General features: G+C 55.5%; 22 protein-coding genes and 1 pseudogene. 14 read left to right on the top strand and 9 right to left on the bottom strand.

Annotated features, from left to right (window positions below; all coding sequences use genetic code 11):
* Window positions 1-90: 90 nt before the first annotated feature.
* Complete coding sequence (locus ACEPPP_RS07710; RefSeq protein ID WP_374090453.1) at window positions 91-1632, bottom strand: site-specific DNA-methyltransferase; 1542 nt, start codon at window positions 1630-1632, stop codon at window positions 91-93.
* Window positions 1633-1755: 123 nt separating this feature from the next.
* On the opposite strand from ACEPPP_RS07710, the gene ACEPPP_RS07705 reads away from it, so the two are divergent.
* Window positions 1756-1893, top strand: a complete 138-nt coding sequence (locus ACEPPP_RS07705) for a hypothetical protein (protein ID WP_374090452.1) — start codon at window positions 1756-1758, stop codon at window positions 1891-1893.
* 14 nt (window positions 1894-1907) lie between these two features.
* On the opposite strand, the gene ACEPPP_RS07700 is transcribed toward ACEPPP_RS07705, so the two are convergent.
* Window positions 1908-2051, bottom strand: a complete 144-nt coding sequence (locus ACEPPP_RS07700) for a hypothetical protein (protein WP_374090960.1) — start codon at window positions 2049-2051, stop codon at window positions 1908-1910.
* On the opposite strand from ACEPPP_RS07700, the pseudogene ACEPPP_RS07695 reads away from it, so the two are divergent.
* Window positions 1998-2111, top strand: a pseudogene (locus tag ACEPPP_RS07695) (DUF6444 domain-containing protein); the annotation flags it as partial. The gene ACEPPP_RS07700 and the pseudogene ACEPPP_RS07695 overlap by 54 nt on opposite strands.
* Before the next feature lie 43 nt (window positions 2112-2154).
* On the top strand, window positions 2155-3357 hold the full coding sequence (locus tag ACEPPP_RS07690; RefSeq protein WP_374086727.1) for an IS66 family transposase: 1203 nt from the start codon (window positions 2155-2157) through the stop codon (window positions 3355-3357).
* Here the strand turns inward: ACEPPP_RS07690 and ACEPPP_RS07685 are convergent.
* From ACEPPP_RS07685 to ACEPPP_RS07675, 3 genes are read right to left on the bottom strand one after another with little or no spacing between them, the layout of a single operon-like run.
* Window positions 3252-3653, bottom strand: a complete 402-nt coding sequence (locus ACEPPP_RS07685) for a hypothetical protein (RefSeq protein ID WP_374090450.1) — start codon at window positions 3651-3653, stop codon at window positions 3252-3254. The two genes, ACEPPP_RS07690 and ACEPPP_RS07685, sit on opposite strands and share 106 nt — an antisense overlap.
* Window positions 3654-3671: 18 nt before the next feature.
* Window positions 3672-4334 carry a DUF4391 domain-containing protein gene (locus tag ACEPPP_RS07680; RefSeq protein ID WP_374090449.1) on the bottom strand — a complete coding sequence of 221 codons (663 nt, stop codon included), beginning with the start codon at window positions 4332-4334 and terminating at the stop codon, window positions 3672-3674.
* Window positions 4331-7600 (bottom strand): helicase-related protein, encoded by a 3270-nt coding sequence (locus tag ACEPPP_RS07675; RefSeq protein ID WP_374090448.1) that lies wholly within the window; start codon window positions 7598-7600, stop codon window positions 4331-4333. Before ACEPPP_RS07675 ends, ACEPPP_RS07680 begins: the two co-directional genes overlap by 4 nt.
* Window positions 7601-7822: 222 nt before the next feature.
* Between ACEPPP_RS07675 and ACEPPP_RS07670 the strand changes: the two genes are divergently transcribed.
* The 3 genes from ACEPPP_RS07670 to ACEPPP_RS07660 all read left to right on the top strand — a co-directional run bounded on the left by ACEPPP_RS07670 (window position 7823) and on the right by ACEPPP_RS07660 (window position 10559).
* A complete protein-coding gene (locus ACEPPP_RS07670; protein WP_374090447.1) occupies window positions 7823-8614 on the top strand; it encodes an NERD domain-containing protein in 792 nt (263 codons plus the stop codon).
* Between the two features lie 430 nt (window positions 8615-9044).
* Entirely contained in the window at window positions 9045-9938 is an 894-nt protein-coding gene (locus ACEPPP_RS07665; protein ID WP_374090446.1) for a Fic family protein, read from the top strand.
* Between the two features lie 387 nt (window positions 9939-10325).
* Window positions 10326-10559, top strand: a complete 234-nt coding sequence (locus ACEPPP_RS07660) for a hypothetical protein (protein WP_374090445.1) — start codon at window positions 10326-10328, stop codon at window positions 10557-10559.
* A 566-nt stretch (window positions 10560-11125) separates the two neighbouring features.
* Here ACEPPP_RS07660 and ACEPPP_RS07655 read toward each other — a convergent pair.
* On the bottom strand, window positions 11126-11800 hold the full coding sequence (locus ACEPPP_RS07655; RefSeq protein ID WP_374090444.1) for a hypothetical protein: 675 nt from the start codon (window positions 11798-11800) through the stop codon (window positions 11126-11128).
* A gap of 167 nt (window positions 11801-11967) precedes the next feature.
* Here ACEPPP_RS07655 and ACEPPP_RS07650 point away from each other — a divergent pair, with 167 nt between their 5' ends.
* The 8 genes from ACEPPP_RS07650 (at window position 11968) to ACEPPP_RS07615 (ending at window position 20141) form a co-directional block, all read left to right on the top strand.
* Window positions 11968-12261 carry a hypothetical protein gene (locus tag ACEPPP_RS07650; RefSeq protein WP_374090443.1) on the top strand — a complete coding sequence of 98 codons (294 nt, stop codon included), beginning with the start codon at window positions 11968-11970 and terminating at the stop codon, window positions 12259-12261.
* Between the two features lie 70 nt (window positions 12262-12331).
* Window positions 12332-13399 (top strand): 2,4-diaminopentanoate dehydrogenase, encoded by a 1068-nt coding sequence (gene ord, locus ACEPPP_RS07645; RefSeq protein ID WP_374090442.1) that lies wholly within the window; start codon window positions 12332-12334, stop codon window positions 13397-13399.
* A complete protein-coding gene (ortA, locus tag ACEPPP_RS07640; protein WP_374090441.1) occupies window positions 13396-13716 on the top strand; it encodes a 2-amino-4-oxopentanoate thiolase subunit OrtA in 321 nt (106 codons plus the stop codon). The genes ord and ortA overlap by 4 nt, the downstream gene beginning before the upstream one ends.
* Window positions 13706-15127 (top strand): 2-amino-4-oxopentanoate thiolase subunit OrtB, encoded by a 1422-nt coding sequence (gene ortB / locus ACEPPP_RS07635; RefSeq protein ID WP_374090440.1) that lies wholly within the window; start codon window positions 13706-13708, stop codon window positions 15125-15127. Before ortA ends, ortB begins: the two co-directional genes overlap by 11 nt.
* Complete coding sequence (locus ACEPPP_RS07630; RefSeq protein WP_374090438.1) at window positions 15102-15455, top strand: ornithine aminomutase subunit alpha; 354 nt, start codon at window positions 15102-15104, stop codon at window positions 15453-15455. The genes ortB and ACEPPP_RS07630 overlap by 26 nt, the downstream gene beginning before the upstream one ends.
* Entirely contained in the window at window positions 15452-17644 is a 2193-nt protein-coding gene (gene oraE, locus ACEPPP_RS07625) for a D-ornithine 4,5-aminomutase subunit OraE (protein ID WP_374090437.1), read from the top strand. Before ACEPPP_RS07630 ends, oraE begins: the two co-directional genes overlap by 4 nt.
* 3 nt (window positions 17645-17647) lie before the next feature.
* On the top strand, window positions 17648-18748 hold the full coding sequence (locus ACEPPP_RS07620; RefSeq protein WP_374090436.1) for an alanine/ornithine racemase family PLP-dependent enzyme: 1101 nt from the start codon (window positions 17648-17650) through the stop codon (window positions 18746-18748).
* A gap of 586 nt (window positions 18749-19334) precedes the next feature.
* Window positions 19335-20141, top strand: coding sequence for a DNA/RNA non-specific endonuclease (locus tag ACEPPP_RS07615; protein ID WP_374090434.1), 807 nt, complete (start codon window positions 19335-19337; stop codon window positions 20139-20141).
* 84 nt (window positions 20142-20225) lie between these two features.
* Here the strand turns inward: ACEPPP_RS07615 and ACEPPP_RS07610 are convergent, their stop codons facing one another.
* The 3 genes from ACEPPP_RS07610 to ACEPPP_RS07600 form a co-directional block, all read right to left on the bottom strand.
* Window positions 20226-20423, bottom strand: a complete 198-nt coding sequence (locus tag ACEPPP_RS07610; RefSeq protein WP_374090433.1) for a CstA-like transporter-associated (seleno)protein — start codon at window positions 20421-20423, stop codon at window positions 20226-20228.
* Window positions 20423-22483, bottom strand: coding sequence for a carbon starvation CstA family protein (locus ACEPPP_RS07605; RefSeq protein WP_374090431.1), 2061 nt, complete (start codon window positions 22481-22483; stop codon window positions 20423-20425). The genes ACEPPP_RS07610 and ACEPPP_RS07605 overlap by 1 nt, the downstream gene beginning before the upstream one ends.
* Before the next feature lie 383 nt (window positions 22484-22866).
* Window positions 22867-24258 (bottom strand): MFS transporter, encoded by a 1392-nt coding sequence (locus ACEPPP_RS07600; protein WP_374090430.1) that lies wholly within the window; start codon window positions 24256-24258, stop codon window positions 22867-22869.
* Window positions 24259-24260: the final 2 nt, after the last annotated feature.

The raw sequence follows: 24260 nt of genomic DNA, 5'->3' as shown, positions 1-24260 counted from the left end.
TTACCTATAAATACAAAAAACACACAAAATTTTGTTCATTATAGGAATTATATTGAGTTTTTGCCATCTTCACCATGCTTATCCTGCCTATCACAGTGTTTTTATTTCCGTGCTTGGCGACAGCAGTTTGAAGATTTGCTCGATGTTTATTTTGACGCTGTCACTGGCGAAACCGGCGTCACGGAAGACAACACGCAGCGGGGAGCGGGTGGCAAGTTGTTTAACGAAGTCTTCGGTGATGCCGGCTTCTTTGTCGAAACAGGCGGCCAGAGCGTTGTCATCGACAAACAACACGGACTTGCCGGCAATGGTTTCGCGGGTGATCGGTAGGCTTAAATCCACTCCCCAATCGAGAAGGACCTGGAACAGCAAATCTTCTTCTGTGCGATCGTCGCGCACATTGTCGACAAAATTGAACAAGTCACCCTGTTTGAGCACATCAGGTGTGTAATAAATTTCGTTCATGTTGGAGGTATCGACTTTCAAGACGCGAAAGCCTACATCCAATTGATCGATACCGGGTTTATCTGCGTTTTCCTGTTTGATTTTTTGTCCTGCACGACGAATGCGTTCTCTACCGATTTCGGCAATGGTTTTGTATCCTGCTTTAGAAGCCCCAGACTTCTCATTACAAGTTTCGGGCATTTGTGCCATGATGAATTTACGCTTACGACTATCTTCTGCATTTAGTGCCATAACAGCATGGGCGGTGGTGGCTGAACCAGAAAAAAAATCTAATACCAATTCATCATGGTTTGTAGCTTGTTCTATTAAGAATTTAATTAAACTTGACGGCTTTGGGAAATCAAAAATTCCTTCACCGATAATTTGATTTATTTCCTTAGTTCCAATAGATGTTGAAACTGTCTGAATAACGGAAGAAACATTTTTAAACATGCTATCCATTTCTTCTAGAAATAATTTTTGCCTTGGCCTGCCTTCAGTAGATGCCGGCCAAATAATTCTTTTTTCGCTGACTTTTTTTGTCATTGTATTTTGATCAAACCGCCAGCCTTTAGGAGGACAACCGTAATTGATCATAGTAGTTGGGTCAATTAAGTCATAATGAAGATTTGGACGCTTATCCTTTGTTGCAAGTCCAGTCATGTCAGCGCTCCGCCAAGGTCCACGTGGATCGTTATCTGGATTACTGAATTTTTCTAAATCCTTGTCAGCTCCTCTCAAAGCAGTGTTTATACCTTTTCTATAACACAAAATATATTCATGATCAGTAGAAAGGCCAGTTTTTGCTCTAGTATCTTCACTAACACGTGATTTCCAAATTAACTGTCCAATAAAACCTTCTTCCCCAAAAACCTCATCGCAAAGTCTTCTTAAGTTGGCAACTTCGTTATCATCAATTGAAATAAAAATAATTCCATCATCTTGTAAAAGATTGCGTGCTAATTTTAAGCGGGGATAAATCATGCTTAGCCAGTCTGAATGAAATCGCCCATTCGAAGCTTGATTTTTCATGTATGACTGCTCATCAATGAGGCGATTGCCATCTTCATCCAACTGACCGCTCAACAAATCGTACTTACTTTTTTCGGATATGAACTTGTCGTAATAAATAAAATCGTTACCAGTGTTGTAAGGCGGGTCAATATAGATCATCTTGACCTTACTCAAATAGGTCTCTTGCAGCAATTTCAGCGCATCCAGATTGTCGCCCTCAATATACAGATTTTGCGTGGTATCGAGTAACCGTTCACGCCCTTGCCAAAGCCCGGCCGCTTGTTAGAAAATTGCGATATGTCAAAACTCGTTATCGATCTCAGTCAACCGGCGCCAGTCCCGCAGAGCCTCGAAGAAGCGCAGCAGCTCATTGCCGCGCTGTGGCAGCTTTTGGGTAACCGTTCACGCCCTTGCCAAAGCCCGGCCGCTTGTTAGAAAATTGCGATATGTCAAAACTCGTTATCGATCTCAGTCAACCGGCGCCAGTCCCGCAGAGCCTCGAAGAAGCGCAGCAGCTCATTGCCGCGCTGTGGCAGCTTTTGGTCGAACTGCAAAAACGGCAAGCGGAGCTGGAAGAGCAGCTCAATACGCATTCGGAGAACTCCTCAAAGCCGCCGTCGCAAGACAGCCCCAAGCAACGCGCAGAGCGGCCGTCGAAAAAACCGACCGGGCGTGCGAAAGGCGCGCAGCCGGGGCATGGCAAGCACGAACGCGCTTTGGGATGCCTCAGCGGTGGATCGGATCGAACATTATTATCCGCAGAGCCAGTGTGCTTGCGGCGGCGAGGTCGTCATGGACGGCTATCGCCGACATCAAGTTTTCGACTTGCCGGAAGTGCGTTACCAAGTGGTCGAGCACCGTTGTTATAGCGGGTGTTGCAGACAGTGCAAGGCGCGTCATCGCGCGGCCTTGCCGGACGACGTGCCGAGCGGGCAAATGGGCCCCGGCTTGATCGCCTGGATCAGTCTGCTGAACAGCCAATACCACTTGAGTCTGCGTCAAATCGAGAGCCTGTTGGCGGAGCAGTGGCAGCTGGATTTCAGCTTGGGCGCGATCAGCGAAGCCCAAGCGCCGGTGATCGACTGGCTGTTGCCCGTCTACCAACAGATTGGCGACCAGGTGCGTGACGCGGGCTTGGCTCACGCCGATGAAACCAGCCATTTTCGCGGGAAGAGCCGCTACTGGCTGTGGTCCTTGAGCACGCCGCAGGCGGCTTATTTTATGACCCATTATTCGCGCGGCAAACAGGCGGCCCGGGAACTGTTGGGCGATTTCGACGGCATTCTGGTCACCGACCGGCACGGCGCTTACAACGATTATGACGCCGACCGGCATCAGTACTGCTGGGCACACATCATCCGCAACCTGGAGAAAATCTCCGGACGTTCGGGACAAGCCGGGGAAGACGGCACTTACCTGTTGCGCCTGGCCCGCCTGGTGGTGCACTGCGGCAAGCGCTGGCAGCACAGCGGTTGCCAATCCTTGCTGTACCGAAGGCGTTTGCAGCGCTTACGCCAACATTTTCAAGCCACCCTGGAACGCACCGCAACGACCCATGGCGATACGCGCACCGGCCACGCCTGTCGCAAGCTTTTGCGCGACAGCCCACGGCTGTGGACGTTTTTGAAATATCAAGGCGTGCCGATGACGAACAACGCTGCGGAGCAAAGTCTGCGACCGTATGTCATTTGGCGGAAAATCAGCTTCTTCACGCAATCACATCGGGGCAATCAGTTTCGGCCGATGATGTTGTCCCTGATTGAGACGTGCAAGCGGCTCAAGGTCAATGTCTATCAGACCCTGCGGACGGTTTGCTGGCAAGGGGTGATGGAGGGGCATGTCTCCTTCCGGTTGCCATTCCCAGCTTTAGCTTGCTTGCCTTCGGCTTCGGGGGCGTGAACGGTTACGGTATCGAAATCGACGCTTTCCTCGCGGCAGGGGCGCAAGGTCTTGGCAATCGGCGCGTTCGCGGTTAACAGAGCTTCACGTTTACCAGGCCAATTAAGTTGATAGCGCTCCTGCGGGCCTTCCACAATTGAGTTGGAAAGCTCTTGTTTGAGCTGATCGAAATCAATCGCCCGTTTGACTTGGCCTTGCGCATCACGATTTTCGGTGACGCAGTTGGGAAACAATTCGGCAAGTTTGGTAATGTTGGCTTCGGTAAAGTCAGGGGTGTGCAGTTTCAGTTTGTCCATGTGAGGGATATTTCGTTTTTAGCTGAGCTGTTCTAATTCGGTTTTCAGGCGGCGAAGCTGGGCGTTGATTTCAACCTTGCGATTGAATTGCTTTTCTTTATTCAGCTTTGCTTGCAGTTTTTGATATTCGTTGTGTTTGCCATGCCATTGCGCTAGACGTTCGACATGATTTTTCAATGCTTCCTGCTCGCGGGGTGGCAAAGGTAAAAGCCGGCGGAGCAGTTGCTCGTACAAGCCTTGCAAATCCAGGGCTACCGGCAAGGGTTGCCTTGGCGTTTCTATCGGTTGCCAATCATCGGCAAAATAGCCGTCTATCACCCATTTGTTGTTATCGGCTTCGCTCGGGCGTTTATAGGTAGCGATAGTTTGAATACGGTTGTCATGAGAAAGCTGAAAAATAATCGGAAACGGAATGGCTTTATCGATGCAGCGTAACACATCGTGGTCCAGTTCCGCTGTTTTCAGAGTGATGTCGAATATCTGAATTTCCGGGACCGCCGGTTTGGCGGGCAGGTTGATCGTTTCCGGAGCCAGCTTGTATTGCCAGACGATTTGATCGATCTGCTGAACAAACAGCGCTTTCAATGCCGGGCTGGGCGATGTGTGTTCGTAGATTTTGTTTTTCGGCAGTACACGGCCAAACTGAGCTTGTTTGGGATAAGCAAACAAAGCTCGGCTCATGCTTGTTCCTGAATGACTAGAAATGTGATCAGCTCAAAGTCGTCCAAGCCGGCGATGGTGTTAATCAAGGCGGTGGTTTTGCCGCCGCTGAACAGGCTATCGAGGTCTTTCTCTTCTTTGACATCGACCATCGAGCGGATGGCTTGATCGAGCAAGTTGGAGTAAGCCTGCATGTTGCGGCCGTCATCAGTCGCTTGATTGAAAAGCTGACAAACCGAACTAATCGGTTGATGCTGGCCTTTGCAGGCGGTGCGGACTAAATCCAGCAAGCGTTTGACTTCGGTATGATCGGTAATGATCTTGCCGTCTTGTCCAATATACACCAGGTAATAGGGATGCAGGCGGTTTTGCTGGTTGATGTTGACGCTGTGGTTACGGTTACGCAGGGTGAAGATCACGCCCGGCAATAAGCCAATTGCGCGATTTGCAGGCGCCACGGCGTGCATGCCACTGGGGATATTGGCAAGGTCGCCGTTGGATTTAACGTAGTTGAGCAAATCCATCCTGAAATCGTTCAAGCCTAAATCGGTGATCGATACGCCGGTTTTCAGGTCTTCCATTTCAATGACTTCTTCCTGCAAGCGGCGAAGTTGCTCTTTGCGATAGGCGACATCGTGGGATTGGGTGCTGAGCACGTTATCATCGCCAGTGGCGGTGACGTCGGCAATGATCATGCGGTTTTCAACCCGCTCCTTGAGGTTGATGTATTCGTCCAGGCTGATGTCCGGCCAATAGTTGACCAATTGGATGCAGTTGTTTTGCGAGCCGATCCGATCCACCCGGCCGAATCGCTGAATGATGCGAACCGGGTTCCAGTGTATGTCGTAATTGATCAAGTAATCGCAGTCTTGCAGGTTTTGGCCTTCGGAAATACAGTCGGTGCCGATCAGGATGTCTATTTCAGCGGATTCCGTGGGCAAGATGGCGGCTTTGTCCTTGGAGCGCGGAGAAAACAGGGTCAATAGCGACTGAAAGTCGTAGGATTTTTTTAACGTGGACTTGGGGCTGTCGCTTCCGGTGACTTTGCCGGTGTGTAGATGATGACTGGCATGCAGGCTATCGGCCAGATGCTCGTAGAGGTAATTGGCGGTATCCGCGAAGGCGGTAAATATCAGCACCTTTTTGTTGCCGGCATTAATCGGGTTTGCCAGTTTGCCATGAATATGGCTTTTCAGGTGCTGAAGTTTGGCGTCGTCTTCGGGGCCGACTTTGCTCATTTCTTGCAATAAACCTTCGATGACGAATAAATCGGCATTCAAGTCATGCTGCCAGGAAGGCAAGTCCATGTCCGCCAGATTGATTTGGACTTTGTTGCCGATGCTGGCATCGTCTGGCATCGGGAAACTTTCATCGTCTTCGTCGACATTTTCAAACGCGGCGCTGGTATCGGCAAAATTGGCGGCTTGACCGGTTTTAATGAAGTCGTCAATTTTTGCCAGCGTTTTCTGATGATTGTCTTTTAAGCTTTGCAGAGTTAGTCGGAATGCTTCCACCGAACTTTCCAAGCGCTTTAACAGATTGGTGGTCATTAACGCTTGCAAACTTCTTTCCCTGTCTGCTTGCCGTAGTGTGCCTTTACCACTGACCTGGGTATCGTACAGGTCTTCGTACTTGGAAAGACGGCTGGGCAAAATGTAACTGATCGGGGCATACACGGCCAGTCTCGGTAACGAAAGTTGATTGAATATATCATTAAAGCCAATGACATCGTCGCGATGTGTCAGCGGACAATGAAACGACAACGGCTTGAGACGCTGAGGGAATTTGCCTATATCGGCGGTATCATAGAAAGTCTCGATATGTTTGCGCGAGCGGGCAATGGTAACGCTGTCGAGCAGTTCAAAAAAGTCAAAATCCAAGGCGCTGAGAATCGCTGAAGCGGTGCGTTCTTCCGGCGGCAAGATGGACCAGGCGTTGAAGGCCGCTTGGGCGCGGTTGAAAATGGTCTCGATGTCTTTTTCGGTCCGTAACTTTTGACTGAGGTTGTCGGAATCGCCCTCGTAAGCCAGGGCCAGCTGATTACGTAAATCCGCAAAGCGATTGTTGACCGGTGTGGCGGATAGCATCAACACTTTGGTTTTTACCCCTTGTTTGATCACCGCATTCATCAGCTTTTGATAGCGGGTTTCCCGGTCTTTAAAGGCATCGTTGTTGCGGAAATTATGCGATTCGTCGATAACGACTAAATCGTAGTTACTCCAGTTGATACGATTCAATGGAATGCCATAGGATTCACCGCTGGTGCGCAACAAATCGGTATGACACAGCACGTCGTAGTTGAAGCGGTCTTTCACAAAAATGTTGGTGGTGAGATTGCGGTTGTAAGTCAGCCAGTTATCGGCCAATTTTTTTGGGCACAGCACCAATACCGAACGGTTGCGGAGTTCGTAATATTTAATCACCGCCAAGGCGGTAAAAGTTTTTCCCAGGCCCACGCTGTCTGCCAGGATGCAGCCGTTATAAGTTTCCAGTTTGTTGATGATGCCGGTGGCGGCGTCTTTCTGAAAGTTAAACAGCTTTTTCCAGATCAGGCTGTCCTGATAGCCGGTACGGTCATTCGGTAAAACGTCTTCATTCAAATCTTCCAGAAATTCGTTGAAGATGTTGTAAAGCATCAGGAAATAAATGCGCTCCGGGGAATTTTCCTGATAAACCGAGGCGATGTGTTCGCAGAGCCTGGCGGTGACATCTTCCAGTTTTTCCGGGTCGTTCCAGATTTGATCAAACAGGCTTAAAAAAAACTGGGTATTGGACGGTTCATCCATTTTACTGACGATATTCGAAACCGCATCGCCTTTTTGATAGCCCAGATCGACCGCCGTAAAGCCATGCAACGGCATATAAATAGCCGCATTGGCGTTGTTGTCGACACAGGCGAATTGCTGCATCGGAGCTTTGCTGCGATTGGAGCGGAAGGTGGCCTTACGGCGCATCCAATCGGCACATTCCTTGGCTATCGCCCGTTGCGTCAGTTTGTTCTTGAGTTGTATCTCGAACTCACTGCCATAGAAATTGCGCTCCCGGCCGGCTTTCGGGATATGGAATTCGCGTTGCTCTTTCTTGATTTTATCGGAAACTTCGTGGGGGACAAAGGTCGGCGCGGTAAAGATAAATTCAAGCGAGTCAATGCGTTCGAGTTCTCGCTTCAAAGCGGCAAAGGCATAGATCGAAAAACAGGATGCGGCAATTTTGAGCTTGGCATTGGTTTTGAGCGTCCGTTTGAGGTTTTCACCCAACAAGTGGTTGATGTTGTCGATTATTTCCATTCGGTTATCAATACGCCAATGTTAGCAAGCAATCTGAGTTTAGTCCGTAATCTCATAGCATACCTAGAAAAATTCGCTGACACAATCTAGGCTTTAGAATGAGCAACGTCAATGGCCAGCTTGAGGGCGACGGTTCTTTTGGGGCTATACGTTATAACGTTTACACAATATGACACCGAGCATTAGGGTGGCAGAATACATTAAAACCCAAGAGAGAACGGAATGGATTTAACCAAAATTTTCATACAAGCATTTGCTCCACTGTTAGCTAACTACTGGTGGTTGTTTCTTTTGTTGATGATTGTTAGTTTGTTGAAAACGCCCTTCATGAAGGGCGTTGTAGGTGAATTTCAAGTCAACGTCCTCGCCAAGTTGTTTCTTGATAAGAAGATCTACACACTGTTCAAAAATGTCACCTTGCCAACGGAGGACGGAACCACACAAATCGACCATGTCATTGTGTCGCGCTACGGCGTGTTTGTGATCGAAACCAAAAACATGAAAGGCTGGATCTTTGGCGGCCCACGGCAAGAATTCTGGACGCAGAAGATTTATCGCTACACCGGCAAATTTCAAAATCCACTGCGCCAGAATTTCAAGCATACGAAAACCCTGGAATCCGCTTTAGGAATTGGCGCGGATAAGCTGTTTTCCTTAGTCGTATTTATCGGAGACAGCGAGTTCAAAACGCCGATGCCCGAGCATGTCGTTTATGCTGGCGGCTATATCCGGTTTATCAAAAGCAAACAACAGCCGATCCTGAGCGATAGCGAGGTTCGGGAGATTTGCCATAAAATTCAAACGGGGCGTCTTAAACCCTCGATCAAAACCCATCTCGACCATGTTAACCATGTGAAGATGATTGTCGAGCAAAAACCGCAGCAAGGGCAAAACTCATGCCCAAGATGCGGTAAACCGATGCTGTTAAGAACGGCTCGAAGCGGTGATGATCAAGGCCGCCAATTTTGGGGTTGTAGTGGTTATCCTAAATGTCGAACTGTTCGTCCGGTCTGAGGGGCGGGGGGCCATAACAATAAACAATGCAAAGGAATAAAGGGGCAGACACCAAAAACACGTTACCCGCCATCTCCCGTGCGGCGCTCGTAAGACGTTTGTGTTGATCTGCCCAAAACAGCAGAATGTGGGTGTCACAGATTGTTAGCATCGCTCGACCATTCTTCGTCCAACGGCGCGAGAATATCTCCGGCATTGACATGTTTATAACAGGGTGGGCAAACAGCTTTATCGTTTGCCCACCGTTTGAATCAAATTCGGTAGGCAGAAAAGCGCCGTCCACCCTGCAAGGCTCATCCGGCTTTCGAATTATGCAGCAAAGCCATCCACAGCGGTTGTTTTTTTGTGAGAAATATATCGCTAATATTTGATATTACTTCTCGCATTGGTTACCATCTCGATCAATCGCCGGAAAACCCTGTAACCCACGATGAAATACCGTGAAATAAGCAATATAGATAAACTTGATCGGTTGCAGACGCATTTTGCTTATTCGACAAAGCTTGCGGAAGCAATTGGCGTTTCTCGCAGGTCACTTCTCAACTGGCGCGACAGGCCGGAATCCATCAAGCCTGAGCATCGCCTGGATATCGATGTGCTGTATTGCAGGCATATCCTTATTCCAGAATGGGATAATCCCAGGCAGACTTTGGCTCCGGTGTTGTTGCCGGATGACATGCCGAAAAACGAAGCGCTTTTTATGCCGTTCTTGCGCCGCATCAGTTATGGCACCATTGAAATTGAAACCGATATGACCAGAGCGGATTTCGATAAGGTGATCGATGAAGAAAAACTGCCCAAAAATATGGACAGGCAGACATTTCATGAAGCGATTAATACGTTTTTTACCCATCGATGGCTATGGAGGAAAATAGTTGAGCATGGAGAATCGATGACGATTACGGAAGAGAGCATCAAATCCTTGCATGTGGCTTTGATGCGCGGCGTGCATGAGAACGCAGGTTTCTATTCCGACAAGATACGTGTGATGGGCAAGCTTGCCGATATGCATACCACATTGCCGGAGGATATTCCCGAAGAGGTCAATCGATGGGTATATAAAATGAGCGGCGCATCAAACCTGGAGGAAATTGCCAGGGCGCATGCCTGGTTTATTGCGATTCACCCGTTCGGTGACGGCAATGGGCGTGTAGGCAGAGCGTTGGTGATGGCGCAGTGCTTGAATGCCCGGCTGATGCCGCCGGTATTCGATGGCGAAAACAGGGCGATGTATTACGCTGCAATGGAACATGCCATGGTGCATGGCCGCTATGCACCGCTAGTGCGTTTATTTCATGAGGCAGCTTTGCGCGGCAAGCCATAGCCATTATCGATACGGCTTTCCTGGGGCGGGCAACAATATCCCGTTTGGATGAGCTAACCCGCTGTTAGCCGATTTCACTCCAGGCGTTAAGGCTTTAATTTCCCGGGACTTGACACGTACTTCATTGGCTTTGGTTTTGGCAAACATAAACGCCTATTCGGGGACGCCAAAGCCCTTGGCGAGTTCCTGATAAGTGCATGTGCAAAATAAACCTGGTATTTTTAGGCTGCTTACGAAAAGCGGTCAATAAAAACAGTGACATAGTTGATGATGTCGTCTGAATAATTAGGCACAGGTACTTAATAACGACGACTTCGAGCGATCATTGCTATTAGTCCGGCAACGGCGGATAATTTGTTGAAAATTTCAACAATTAAGGAGGCCATTATGGCTACCGTGAATTTCAGTGTGCCGGATGACGTTAAAGATGCGTTTAATGAAGCTTACAAAGGCCAGAACAAGAGCGCCGTTATCGCCGATTTGATGCGTGAAGCCGTCGAACGCGCACAGCGTAAACAGCGCAGTCATGAGGCAATTGCAAGAATTTTGGAACGGCGTAAACATGCGCCTGCCATGACCGATGAAGAGCTGCGGGCGGCGCGGGAAGACGGTCGGCCATGATTATCGTGGTCGATAGCCGTTTTTCCGTGGAGCCGGATATTTACGCCACGGCCATGGATCTTGCGATCCGTTGCCGGCATCACTTGTTCGATACCCTATACACGCGGTGGCTCTTAACACCGCCGGAGCCACACTGGTGACCGCCGACCGCCGTTATTACGAGAAAGCTTCGGGTTTCGGCCGGATGACCCTGCTGGCCGATTTCAAACTCGCCAGCTAAGGAACACCTCAAGTTGCGGTGGGCAAGCGGCTTTATCGTTTGTCCACCAGTTGCAGCGGAGTTGTGGTGAGCAATAGTTTACCGCAAGCTTCGGTCGCCCAACGTATGCCTTGACCGATCTAAAAAGGGGAGGGACAGCATAAACCGCTCAGGAAATATCGTGTCTGCCTCTTTATTCCTTTATCAGGTTCTGGAGGCTTTTGATGGGGGGTAGGGATCAATCCGTCCATCGCTCTGGAAAAACGGGAGCGATGGACGAAAATTACCCCGAAGTGGGCGTCAGATTGTGGAGCTCGGCTATTTTCGTCAAGTAGACCTGCCTAAAACCTATTTATTCAGAGTTGCCTTAAGGCGCTACGCCTACGCACGATGCGTTTACATTTAAGGTGAGTGCCGCGCCGGTTGTGTTGGCGGCGTCAACGGAATAGCCATTATTGGCGATGCCTGATGAAGTGAGTGTTAGACCGGGAGCCGCCTCATATGAACCGCCGCTCGGAACGCTGCCGGTTGGGCATTCTGCCGCTACAACAGCGCTGCTGGTGGCTGCAATCTCTTGAGTGGTTTGCACAGTGAAGGCAGTCAAGCCATTGGTGCCTAAATCGGCGCGGCATATCAAAGTTGATGGCGACTGGGATATCTCGTAAACGTACTGGCCATCCGGGCATGTGCCGGTAATAATGTCTTGTTTCGTATCGAGAATACTCTTGATGTTATCAAGCTCGCTCGTCAACAGGGCGATCGCGGCGGCGTTGTCGGCCGTGTTTTTTTCCAACGTGATGAGGGCCGCTTCCGCTTTTGCTTGCCAAGCCTCTAAACTCGACACCTGGCCGATCAGTTTGTTGATTTGCGCCTGAAGCGAATCGATGCGGGCATTAAGATATTGAAAGGGTTTGCCTTTTGGCAGGGAGCCTTTGAGTGTGGTGTTGGATTTGGGCGCGGCGATAACCGACGAAGTGTGTGCAGCCCCTAAAAAGCCGGATGCGAGGAGGCCGATAACAGCGATTTTAGAAAATTTTTTCATAATGAGACCGTTCTTGAGAGTTATAAATCACAGCCGATGAACTCGATCTGTAAGAACACCAATCCCTGTCGGCGGGTCAGATTATGTGTCATTTCCTGGCGGGTTGATTTTAACGGGCTCACACTTTTGGAAAGTTTGCAGAAGCCTGGTTTCAACGGGAGGGTTATATGAAAAATGGGTTATTTTTATGGTTTTTTCTCCTATTGCCGTTCCTTGGCAATGCCGAAGAGGAACCGCTTGATCTGGAATTGGATTCTTCGACGATTTACCGGGGCGACTCCAAGGGGTTTTCCTGGATGTACAATAAATATTATCAGTACCCTGGACAGTGGTACGAGAACGAGTGTCAGCGGCTGGCGGAGGAGTTACTGGACCTGCATTATGAACCTAACGCGCGCCGCAAATATGCCTTGCAGAAGCATTACGAAGCCGAGTGCTTAGGCAATCCTTCCGAAGAATAACGGTTTCCCATAGCGGAATTTTCTCGTGTAAGATTAAAGCCGTGATTGTTCTTGGCACCGGGGTGTGGGCATGGGCGATTTGATTCGTGTAGTGGTTCTGGGAACCGGCCAAATGGGCTCCGGCATCGCCCGCTTGATTCTGCGGAAACCCGCGTTGCAACTGGTTGGCGCCTGTGCCAGAAGAAGGGAGCGGGACGGCATCGATCTGGGCTTGGCGATAGGGCTGGATCGGGCGCTCGGCATTCCGGTCAAAACCGATCTCGTCGCGCTGATCGACCAAACGCAACCGCATGTCGCGATCCAGGCGACCTGTTCGACGCTGGACGATGCCTGGCAAGAGCTGAGCCTTTTGATCGAGCGCGGCATCAACGTGATTTCTATCGCCGAGGAGATGGCCTATCCGGCGGCGAAGTCGCCGAGCAGGGCCGCAGCGCTGCATCAACTTGCGGTCAACCATGGCGCGTCGGTGCTCGGCACCGGTATCAATCCGGGCTTCGTTCTCGACTTGCTGATCATCCTGCTGACCGGAGTCTGCGCCGAGGTCGAAGCGATCACGGCCAGGCGCATTAACGACCTTTCCCCCTATGGCCCGACCGTGCTGGCCAGCCAGGGCGTCGGCCTGACGCCGGAGGCTTTCGCGCGGGGGCTCCAGAACGGCAGCGTGGTCGGGCATATCGGATTCGAACAGTCGCTGCGGATGATCGCCGCCGCATTGGGCTGGGACCTTGACCGTATCGAGCAGACCCGCGAACCGATCGTCTCGAAAGTCAGGCGCGAAACCCCATTCGTCACGGTCGAGCCGGGGCAGATCGCCGGCTGCCTGCACGCCGCGACCGCCTACCGGCAGGGACGCACGGTGATCCGCCTGATCCATCCGCAACAGATCCATCCCCACCTCGAAGGCGTCGAAACCGGCGACAGCATCGACATCAAAGGTTCTCCCTACCTGCATATTCAAGGCCGTCCCGAGATACCGGGAGGCCAGGCCACCGAGGCCCTGGCGGTCAACATGATCCCGCGAGTCGTCGGGGCCGTTCCGGGCCTCTATTGCATGGCGGATTTGCCGGTGCCGGCGGCGATGCCGGGGAATGCAAACTTTTCCCGCTTCGCGCGGCAAGCCAAAGGAGGGTGGAGATGACCGAGAAGATCGGAAAAGGCGTCTGGGTCGAAATTCACAACATCGTGCTGCAACCCGGCGAACGGGCGCCCCAGGTGCCGGACGACACCGCCAGGGTCCCCCTGGAGATGTGCGTGAAGGGTTTTCTTGCAGAACCCGCCGGCCTCGGCGAAGAGGCCGAGATCGTCACCGCGGCCGGGCGCCGTTTGCGCGGCAGGCTCAGCGCGGTCAATCCGCCCTATCGGCACGGCTTCGGCCCGCCGGTTCCCGAGCTTTCTTCGATAGGACAGGAACTCAGGCATTTGCTTGCAGAACGGAAGCCGAGCGATGAATGCTGACGGTTACCAGGCCATCATGGCCCAGCGCAACGAGATCATGCGCCGGTCGGTCGGCATCGATTATCAAAAATATGCGACCGGCGTCCTGGCGTTCGATTACGAGGGCCTGATGGCCGAGACCGGTTACGATATCGACCGTATCGTCGAGGTGCAGCGCCGGACTGCGGTCGGCGCGACGCCGCTGGTCGAGCTCGAGAACCTGACGCGTCTGGCGCGCCTCCTGGCGCCACCGGGCAACGGCGCGCGCATCTTCGTCAAGGACGAGGCGGCCAATCCTTCCGGCTCGTTCAAGGACCGGCGGGCCTCGCTGTCCGTCCATGAAGGCAGGCGGCGCGGCTATCCCGGCGTGATTGCGGCGACCAGCGGCAACTATGGCGCGGCGATCGCCTCGCAGGCCGCCAAGGCCGGTTTGCGCTGCATCATCGTGCAGGAAGCCTTCGACAGCCAGGGCGTCGCGCAACCGGAAATCGCCGAGAAGACGAGGGCCTGCGAAGCCTACGGCGCCGAGGTGATCCGGCTGTCGGTCGGGCCTGAACTGTTTTATGTGTTTCTGAAACTGCTGAAGGAAACCGGTTATTTCAACGCCTCGCTTTACACGCCCTACGCGGTTCAGGGCATCGAGACCCTCGGCTATGAACTGGCGCAGCAGCTGTTCGAACGGGAGCGGATCTTTCCCGATGCGGTCGTCGTGACGCATGCCGGCGGCGGCAACGTGACCGGCACCGCGCGCGGCCTGATCAAGGCCGGAGCGAGTGAGAGCCGGATCATCGCCGCCAGCGTCGACCTGTCCGGGCTGCACATGGCGTCCGACCGCGACTTCAACCGCAAATCGTTCACGACCGGCCACACCGGGTTTTCGCTGCCGTTCACGACCTGGCCGGACCGGGCCGACGTGCCGCGCAACGCGGCCCGGGCGCTGCGCTATATCGACCGCTTCGTGACCGTGACCCAGGGCGAGGTGTTCTATATCACCCAGGCCCTGGCCGAACTGGAGGGGCTGGAGCGTGGGCCGGCCGGCAACACCTCGCTGGCCGCAGCTTTCGTGATCGCCCAGGCGCTGCGCGAAGAGCAGGTCGTGGTCGTGCAGGAGACCGAATACACGGGCGCAGGCAAGCATCCCATAGCGCAGCTGAATCTGGCCAGGCGCATGGGCATCGAGATCAGACGCGGCGACCCGAAGACCAGCAAGCCAGGGCAGAGCATCGTGATTCCGGAATGCCCCGAGCAATTGGCGGTCGCCGAAGTCGACCTGGAACGGGTGCGGCGCTCCTATCTGCATAACGCCCTACAATCGCTGCAAAAACACGATACACTGACCGCGGCCGACTTCGCTTTTCTCGCCGCCGAGACCCGGCTCGACCTAACTACCGTAGAGGAGATGATCGATGAGCTCATTGGACAGACCGGATGATTTCGAGACCCGCCGCAAGCACCTGAGGGAGCTGTCGGACGCCGAATTGCACAGCCGCTTCTGGAGCCTGGTCGAGCGCATCACCGAGCCCCTGGTCGAGGAAGCGCGCACCCACACCAGTCCCGGCATCGAGCGTTCGGTGCTGCTGCGCATGGGTTTCTCCAGCGCCGAAGCCAAAGCGCTGGTCGACCGCATGCACAGGCAGGGCATGCTCGGTCACGGCGCCGGCCATCTGGTCCTGCAGTTGGCCCTCGGCAAGGGCATCTCGGTGCGGGCGGCCGGCGAGGCCTTGCTGAACGGCCAATACTGGCAGGAGCTGAAGCCATGAAACTCGATCCCAACGAGAAACTGGACATCCTGGAAGTGCTCAGGGATCTCGACCAGTACCGGCCCCGGCGCAAGGGCTGGGTCTGGCGCCAACGCCTTCCCGAGCAGACGATCGGTCCTTTTATTTACAAGGACACTTCGCCAGGATTGAAGCGGTCGGTGCCGCTGCCGGCCGCGGAATATTTTTCCCATATCGACCCCCAGTGCGACCTCGTGATCACGACCGAGATCGCCTCCGGCCGTTTCGAGGACGATCTGCGGCGCATGCGCATGGCGGCATGGCACGGCGCCGACCACATCATGGTGATCCGCACGACCGGCCAGTCGCACATCGACGGACTGATCGAGGGCACGCCGGAAGGCGTCGGCGGCATTCCGATTTCGAGGAAGCAGATCCGGGCGACGCGCAAGGCGCTGGATGCGATCGAGGACGAGGTCGGCAGGCCGATCAATTTTCATTCCTATGTCAGCGGCGTCGCCGGACCCGAGATCGCGGTGCTGTTCGTCGAGGAAGGCGTCAACGGCGCCCACCAGGACCCGCAATACAATGTGCTGTACCGGGACATCAACATGCACCGCTCCTTCGTCGATGCGGCCGAGTCGAAAAAGATCATGGCCGATGCCGGCATCCTGCAGCTCGACGGCGCGCACAACGCCAACGCGACCGCCAAGGAGGCCTGGAAGGTGACGCCGGAGCTTTTCGTGCAGCATGCGGTCAATACCGCCTATTCGCGGGCGGCCGGCATGGCCCCGGTGCAGATCGCGCTGTCGACCGTGCCGCCGACCGCGCCGCCGGCGCCGAAGCTGCGGCTGGATCTGCCTTATGCGGTCGCGCTGAGGGAATTGTTCAAGGGTTACAAGTTCCGCGCCCAGCAGAACACTCGCTACATGGAGGCGGACATGGTTGAAACGACGGTGTCGCATGTGCTCGACACGCTGATATCGCGGCTGACCGAGACCGACATCCAGAGCACGATCACCCCGGATGAAGGGCGCAACATTCCCTGGCACTATAACAACATCGCCGGCGTCAACACGGCCCGGCAGACGCTGATGGGGCTGGACGGCCTGGATGAACTGCTGGACATCAGGCAGGACGGCGCCTTCAGGGAACAGGTGCGCGAATTGAAGGAGAGGGCGGTGCTTTTTCTGGAGGAAATTCTGGCCCAAGGCGGCTATTACCAGGCGGTGGAGGCCGGCCATTTCGTCGATTCCGGCTACTACCCGGAACGCCGCGGCGACGGCATCGTGCGCGATCCCGAAGGCGGCGACTGCGCCGCCACGGTGATTCGGCGCGCCGCCGATTACGGCGCGCCGGTCTGCAGCCACTTCGGCGCCAACCGTTATGCCGGGAAGGCAGGCAAGCCGTGCGGTGACTACGGCGGCTGCACCCTCTGCGACCCGGCCAAAATCCGCTATATCGACGAGGCCGATGACGAGGACAACGTGATGCGGCGCCTCGAGATTCCGCTGGCCGAACGCGCGCAGGGCTTGCTCAGGCCCGAGGTCGAAAAACACGGCGACGGCGTCGTCTGTCTTACCCTGTTCATTCCGGACGAACCGCATACCGCGATGCAGGCGGCGCTGGAGATCGCCCGCCACATGGGACTCAACAACCCGGAAGTGATCAACCAGAGGGTCATGCATCCGGCCGAAGGCAGCCTGTTCGAGATCAAGGGCACGGTCGATCTGGTCATCGACAAAAACGCGCTGCCGGCATTCAGCCAGATACAGCCATTGGCCGATGACGAGATCGAGGCCTGGGTGCGGCCGCGCGCTATTCATGTCGTCGCCGCCACGGTCGGCGAGGACGAGCACACGGTCGGCCTGCACGAGATCCTCGACATCAAACATGGCGGCATCGAAAAATACGGTTTTCTTTGCCATAACCTCGGTTCTTCGGTGTCGATCGAGGCGGTGCTGGACAAGGTCGAACAAACCGGCGCCCTGGCGGTGTTGATCTCGACCGTCGTGACCCATGCCGACATCCATAAACAGCATATGCAGCGACTCGCGCGCCTGGCGGCCGAGCGCGGCCTGCGCCCGAAGGTGCTGTTGATCGCCGGCGGCCCCCGCATCGACGAGCGTCTGGCGCGCGAATGCGGCATGGACACCGGCTTCGGCCATGGCACGACCGGGCGCGATGTCGCCAGTTTTCTGGTGCGCAGGTGGCAAGGGCAAGATCGATAAACGATGGCTTACCCGGTTCTGAACATCGACCTGGACAGGATCGAGCATAACGCCCGGATCATCGTCGATTTGTGCGCCAGCCACGGCGTCGGTGTCAGCGGCGTGACCAAGGCCGTCTGCGGCCATCCGCAGGTGGCGGCGGCGATGCTGCGCGGCGGCGTCACCGGCATCGCCGACTCCCGGCTGGAGAATATTCAAAGGATGCGCGGCGCCGGTCTGGACGCGCCTTATATGCTGCTGCGCCTGCCGTCGTTGTCCCGGGTCGATGAAGTGACGGCTTGGGCCGGCGTCAGCCTGAATTCCGAGGCGGAGACGCTGGAAGCGCTGTCGGCCGCGGCGTTGCGCCAGGGCAGGGTGCACGAGGTGGTCCTGATGGTCGATCTGGGCGACTTGCGCGAGGGAATCTGGCCCGATCGGGTCGTCGACCTCGCCAAGTCCCTGATGCCGCTGGCAGGCATCCGGCTGAAAGGAATCGGCACCAACCTGGCCTGTTTCAGCGGCACCGTGCCGACCCGAAGCAACATGCGCTATCTTGCCGAGCTGGCCGCCGAAATCGAACGAACCTGCGCGATCTCACTGGACTGGGTCTCGGGCCTGAATTCCAGCGGCCTGATTCTTATGGCCGGGGGCGGGCTGCCTGGCCGCATCAATCATGCCCGGATCGGCGAGGCGATCCTGCTCGGGCGCGAAACCACCCACAGAAAGCCCCGGCCCGGCACCTACCAGGATGCCTTCGTACTGCAGGCCGAAGTCGTCGAACTGCAAAGGAAGCCTTCGGCATTCAAGGGTGAGCATGGCGAGGACGCCTTCGGCGGCCATCCCCATTTCGAGAATCACGGCGACATATTGCATGCGCTGGTCAATATCGGGCGGCAGGATGTCGCCGTCGAAGGCATCACGCCGCTTGCGCCGGCCACCGTAGTCGGCGCATCCAGCGACTATGTGGGGCTCGATGTCTCCGCGCTGGCCGGGACCATCCGGCTCGGCGACGTCCTGTCCTTCCATCTCAATTACGCGGCGCTGCTGGCGGCGATGACCTCGCCTTATGTCGAAAAGCGTTGTTTCAGCGGCCGCCTGTTCGATCACCGCATCATGTATGCCTAGCCGCAGGATGCGGCCTTGCCACGTAGCAGGTTAGAGCCAATATTTTCTCAGCCAGTGGGAGAGGATTGAAAATACCGCCACGGCAATCGAAATATAAAGCCAGCTATGAAGCGATATCACGGCCCAGATCGTATCCGCCAAATACAAGGGGCCGATAAATGCGATTTTATGCATAAAATGAGGTTTCTGCCTGAATGAAAGCCTTGGAACGTTTCAATTATTCACCTCAGACATTGCGATTGAAAGAAATGCTCATTGACAAGCCTTGATGCTGGCAGGGATTGCCGTCATCCTGGATGACTGGACATGGTGTGCTGGGTATCCATAAGGCTGATTCTGTAAGTTATTCTGTTTTTGCTTCCGATGGCCGAGAAGCGAACCTTGACCCCGGCAGTAGGGCAAGTGGCGCGCTTCCGCCAGGGTATGGCGATATTTTAATATAACGATAAAATTCAAGCGCCCGGTCTCTTCCTCAATAGGCGAAGGGAAAACCGCAGAGATTCAGTTATTTCATCTCGATTCGTATTGGCTCGATCGCCGTTTATCATAACGGCCTTTTGGCCAACCGAAACATGGAGTCTATCGAGTGAAAATCACGAACCTGAGTGCGATCATTGCGTCTTTGACAATATCGCTGATCGCTTGCGCAACGGCGCCGACGACAGCTCAAATCATGCGGCCTACGGCGATTCCTGCGATGGGGTCATTCCGGGGCGGTATCGGCGCCGGGGGAAATCTCCAGCAGTTGGACTACGAGGGCTTTACCGTTTGGCTGGATTGCGAGCGGAGAGGCCCTGTCAAGTTTAGGTACAACCCTCAGCGCGACAGCGGGAATAAGGCCAGGGCCTCTTCCTTCCGGATCGATCCGGAGGTACCGAAAGATTGTCAGCAGGTGAGTGCCAAGGCCTACGGTAACAACTATGACCGAGGCCATCTGGTGCCCGCCAATCATCTGGATTATTCGGAGACGGCGATCCGGCAGAGCAACTACATGACGAATATCCTGCCCCAGGCCGCGAACATGAATCGCGGCGCCTGGCTTCTGACCGAGGAAATCGTCGAATGCTACCGCGACATCGACGAACTCTTGGTGGTCGGCGGCGTGATCTGGGGCAACAATCCGGAGGATGACTATTTTATTCAGTCGCACGGCGTGGCGACGCCGGATGCCTTCTGGAAGGTGATTATTCGCGGGTCCGGACAAAACGAGCAGGCCATTGCCTGGGTGATGCCGAATTCGCCGGAGGCGACGAAGCGGAATCTGGACACTTATCTGGTGAGCATCGATGAAGTGGAGCGGCTGACCGGCGAGGTCATACCAGTGGCGGACTACGCGAAGCATGACAAACCGGTTTCATCCTGGGTGCTTCCGCGCGGCTGCGATAAAAGTTAAGCAAAAAAACGGAGTGAGACGTCATCTCACTCCGTTACCCTCGTATCGGCGCCGGCGCACATCCCTGAAATGCTGGTGATCCTGTCAACAACAGCGCTTGATGCCGTTCCATTTCTGCTCCTGCCATTGTTTGAAAAACTCGGCCCGGCTCAATGGGCCGGTGCATTGATGGTCCTCACTGTGCGCATGACGGCAAGCATAGTGTTCAAGATAGCGTTCGTAGGCGTCGTCGCCGCTGAGGCGGCGAACGGCTTTCCAGACGGTTTTCAGGTACTTGGTCATCAGTCCCGCGCCCAGTTTTCGACCAATTGGCTTGGGATATGCGGCGCTTCGGACAGTGGAAGCACCGGTTTGCCGGCCAGATGGCGGTAGATGACTCGAAGCATGTCCAGCACGATCAGCCAGAGCAGGATCACGAAGAACAGCGTGATCACCGCGTCCAGATGCAGATTGAAGATCAATTGCGGTGCAACTTGGGCCTTCTCGGGCGGCAACAGGCCGCCTTCCAGTTTGGCGCTCAAATCATTCGCGGCGGCGAAAAAGCCGATGCGGATATCCGCGCTGACGAGCTTTTCCCAGGCCGCCGTGCTGGTGATCGTGACCAGCCAGGCGAGCGGTACGCCGCTGATCCAGGCATAGTGGAGTTTGTTCGACTTGACCAGGATGCCGGTCGCGACCGAGAGCGCGATCGCGGCGAGCATCTGGTTCGCGATGCCGAACAAAGGCCAGAGGATGTTCACGCCGCCGTTCGGATCGATCACGCCGATGTATAAAAAGTATCCCCAGCCGGCGACGACGATGGCGCTGGTCAGAAGCACCGACGGCGTCCAGGAGGTTTCGCCGAGTTTCGGCCAGAAATTGCCGAGCATGTCCTGCAGCATGAAGCGGCCGACGCGGGTGCCGGCATCCAGCGTGGTCAGGATGAAGATCGCCTCGAACATGATCGCGAAGTGGTACCACAAGGCCAAGAGGCCGTCACCGAACGCGCTGCCGAAAATGCTGGCCATGCCGACCGCCAGTGACGGCGCGCCGCCGGTGCGCGCAAACAACGTCGTCTCGCCCATTTGCGCGGCCAAGGCCTGCATCTGCTCGACCGTGACCGGAAAACCCCAGGATGAAATCTTCGCGACCGCGGCGGCGGCCTCCGCGCCGACCACGCCGGCCGGGCTATTCACCGCGAAAAACACGCCGGGCTCAAGCACGGTCGCGGCGACCATCGCCATCATCGCAACGAACGATTCGAGCAGCATGCCGCCGTAGCCGATCATCCGGATATCGCGTTCGTTGGTCAAAAGTTTCGGGGTGGTGCCGGAGGAGATCAGCGCATGAAAGCCCGAGATCGCCCCGCAGGCGATCGTGATGAACACGAACGGAAACAGCTTGCCGCCGAAGATCGGGCCCGAGCCATCGATGAACGGGGTTAGCGCGGGCATCCTGACGTCCGGGCGCAGAATCACGATCGCGGTCGCCAGCAAGGTGATCGTGCCGAGTTTGACGAAGGTCGACAGATAATCGCGCGGCGCGAGCAGCAGCCAGACCGGCAGGACCGCGGCCGCGAAACCGTAGCCGATCACCCACCAGGCCAGGGTCAGGCCGTCGTGATCGAACACGACGCGCCAAGTTTCGCTGCGATCGACAAAGCCGCCGTAAACGACCGAGGCGAGTAACAGTGCCACGCCGAAGATGGAGGCTTCGAGCACGCGGCCGGGGCGGATGCTGCGCATGTAGAGCCCTATGATCATCGCGATCGGAATCGTCGCGGCGACGGTCGAGGTCGCCCAGGGGCTGTGTTTCATCGCATTCACGACGACCAGGCCGAGCACCGCGATCAGGATGATCATGATCGCGAAGGTGGCGATCAAGGCGGCTGTGCCGCCCAGGACGCCGAGTTCGTCGCGTGCCATTTGGCCGAGGCTGCGCGCATTGCGCCGGGTCGAGAAAAACAGGGTCACCATGTCCTGCACGCAGCCGCCGAGCACCGCGCCGATCAGGATCCACAGCGTGCCGGGCAGATAGCCGAATTGCGCCGCGAGCGTCGGCCCGACCAGGGGGCCGGGGCCTGCGATCGCCGCGAAGTGATGGCCGAACACGATCCATTTGTTGGTCGGCACGAAGTCGCGGCCGTTGTCGAGGCGTTCGGCCGGGGTTGCGCGAGTGGGGTCGATGGCCAGGACCTTGGCCGCAATCCAGGCCGCATAGAAGCGGTAGGCCAGCGCGTAAACGCAGAGCGCGGCGACGATGAACCAGAGCGAATTGATCGTTTCGCCGCGCTGCAGGGCGATGCCGCCGACGGCGGCGGCACCGAGGCCCCCGATCAGTATCCAGATGACAGTTTTAAGCATGAGATGCTCCGAATGGAATTGAAAATGACATTGTGCCGGCGCTCGGCGCCTACGCTGGAGTTATACGCTAAAAATCGGTGGCTCATGCCGAGGTCGGCTAAAAAGCCTGTTTCATTGCATGAACGCCATGATAAGCGGGATAAAATCGACAGATCGGCGCAGGGATAATCCAGAATACGACCAGCAATGTTCAGATTGCCGGACGGGATATACATCCCGTCCGTAATGGTTGACGGCCGTAGGGATGAAAAGTAGGTTTTTCTGCGCGTCGCACCGACCTTTTGCCGCAGCCATGGTGGGTTACGACGCGCGGAAAAGGTCAGAGACACATTAAAATTTGTTCATAAGCGCGTCGTAACCCACCCTAAGGTCCTGGCCGAAAATTACTGCCGGCTATACTGCACGATCAGATTTTGCAGCGCATCGGTATTCAATTGCCGTTTATCGACCTTCAGATAGGCCACCGTCTCTTTCGGGTGGAGGGTGACTTCCTCGACGCCGGCGATTTCCAGGATGTTTTTTTCAAACTCGTCGATTTTTTGCAACTCGATCTGGTCCAGAGACAACAGCATATTGGCCCAGTGGCGGGGCGCTTTCATGCCGAACGCCAGCAGCAGCCAGCTGCACGCCAGCGCCGCGCAGGCCATGAACACGCCGCTCGCGCCATAATGCCCGAAACACCAGCCGCCGGCCGCGCCGCCGATGCCGGCACCCATGAATTGGCAGGTCGAATAGACGCCCATCGCGGTACCGCGCAGATCGCCGGGGGCGGTCTTCGAAACCAGCGAGGGCAGGGTCGCTTCGAGCAGATTGAAACCGCTGAAAAACAATAGCAACAGGGCGACGATCTGTATTAGTACGCCATGGAGCAGCATCAGCCCGAGAAAGGCCAGGATCAATACCGCAATCGCGCCGATGAATACCGGCTTCATCTTCTGCTTCTTCTCGGCCAGGATGATAAACGGAATCATGAATGCGAGGGACAGCACGAAAACCGGCAGATACACCATCCAGTGCTGCGCCGGCATCAGTCCCGCATCGCGCATCAGGAGCGGCACGACCACGAAACTCGCGGTCATCACCAGATGCAGGATAAAAATGCCGTAGTTGAGCCTTAACAGTTCGACATTGGTCAGCGCGTCGCTGAAATGGCCGGGGATCACCTCCGCTTCGCGGTGTTTTTTCGGCTGCCTTGGATTCGGTACGAGCAGCAGGATGATCAGGATCGCCACCAGGGCCAGCGCCGAAATCAGCCAGAAAATGCCGTGTACGCCGATGTACGACGCAATCAGCGGGCCTGTCGTAATCGCGACGCCGAAGGAAACGCCGATGCTGGCGCCGATCAGGGCCATCGCCTTGGTGCGGTGCACTTCCTGGGTCAGGTCGGCGACCAGCGCCATTACCGCCGCGGCGATCGCGCCGGACCCCTGGATCGCCCGGCCGATGATGATGCCGTAAATGTTCGTCGAGAGCGCGGCAACCACGCTGCCGGCAAAAAACAGCAATAAACCGGCAACGATCACTTTCTTGCGGCCGAGGCGGTCGGAGATCAGGCCGAACGGGATTTGCAGCAGCGATTGCATGATCCCGTAAATGCCGATCGCCAGGCCGATCAACGCGGGCGTGGCGCCGTCGAGTTGTTCGGAAAACAGGGAAAGGACGGGCATGATCAAAAACAGGCCGAGCATCCGGAAGGCGTAAATGCTGGCCAGCGACCAGGTGGCGCGTTTTTCGGGCCGCGTCATCGGGCTGGCGATATCCTGTATTGGGGTCACAA

The organism is Methylomicrobium lacus (assembly GCF_041897535.1).
Lineage (GTDB): Bacteria > Pseudomonadota > Gammaproteobacteria > Methylococcales > Methylomonadaceae > Methylomicrobium > Methylomicrobium lacus_A.
Note: the sequence above shows the minus strand (reverse complement) of the source record. Positions and strands in the feature narration are given on the sequence as shown.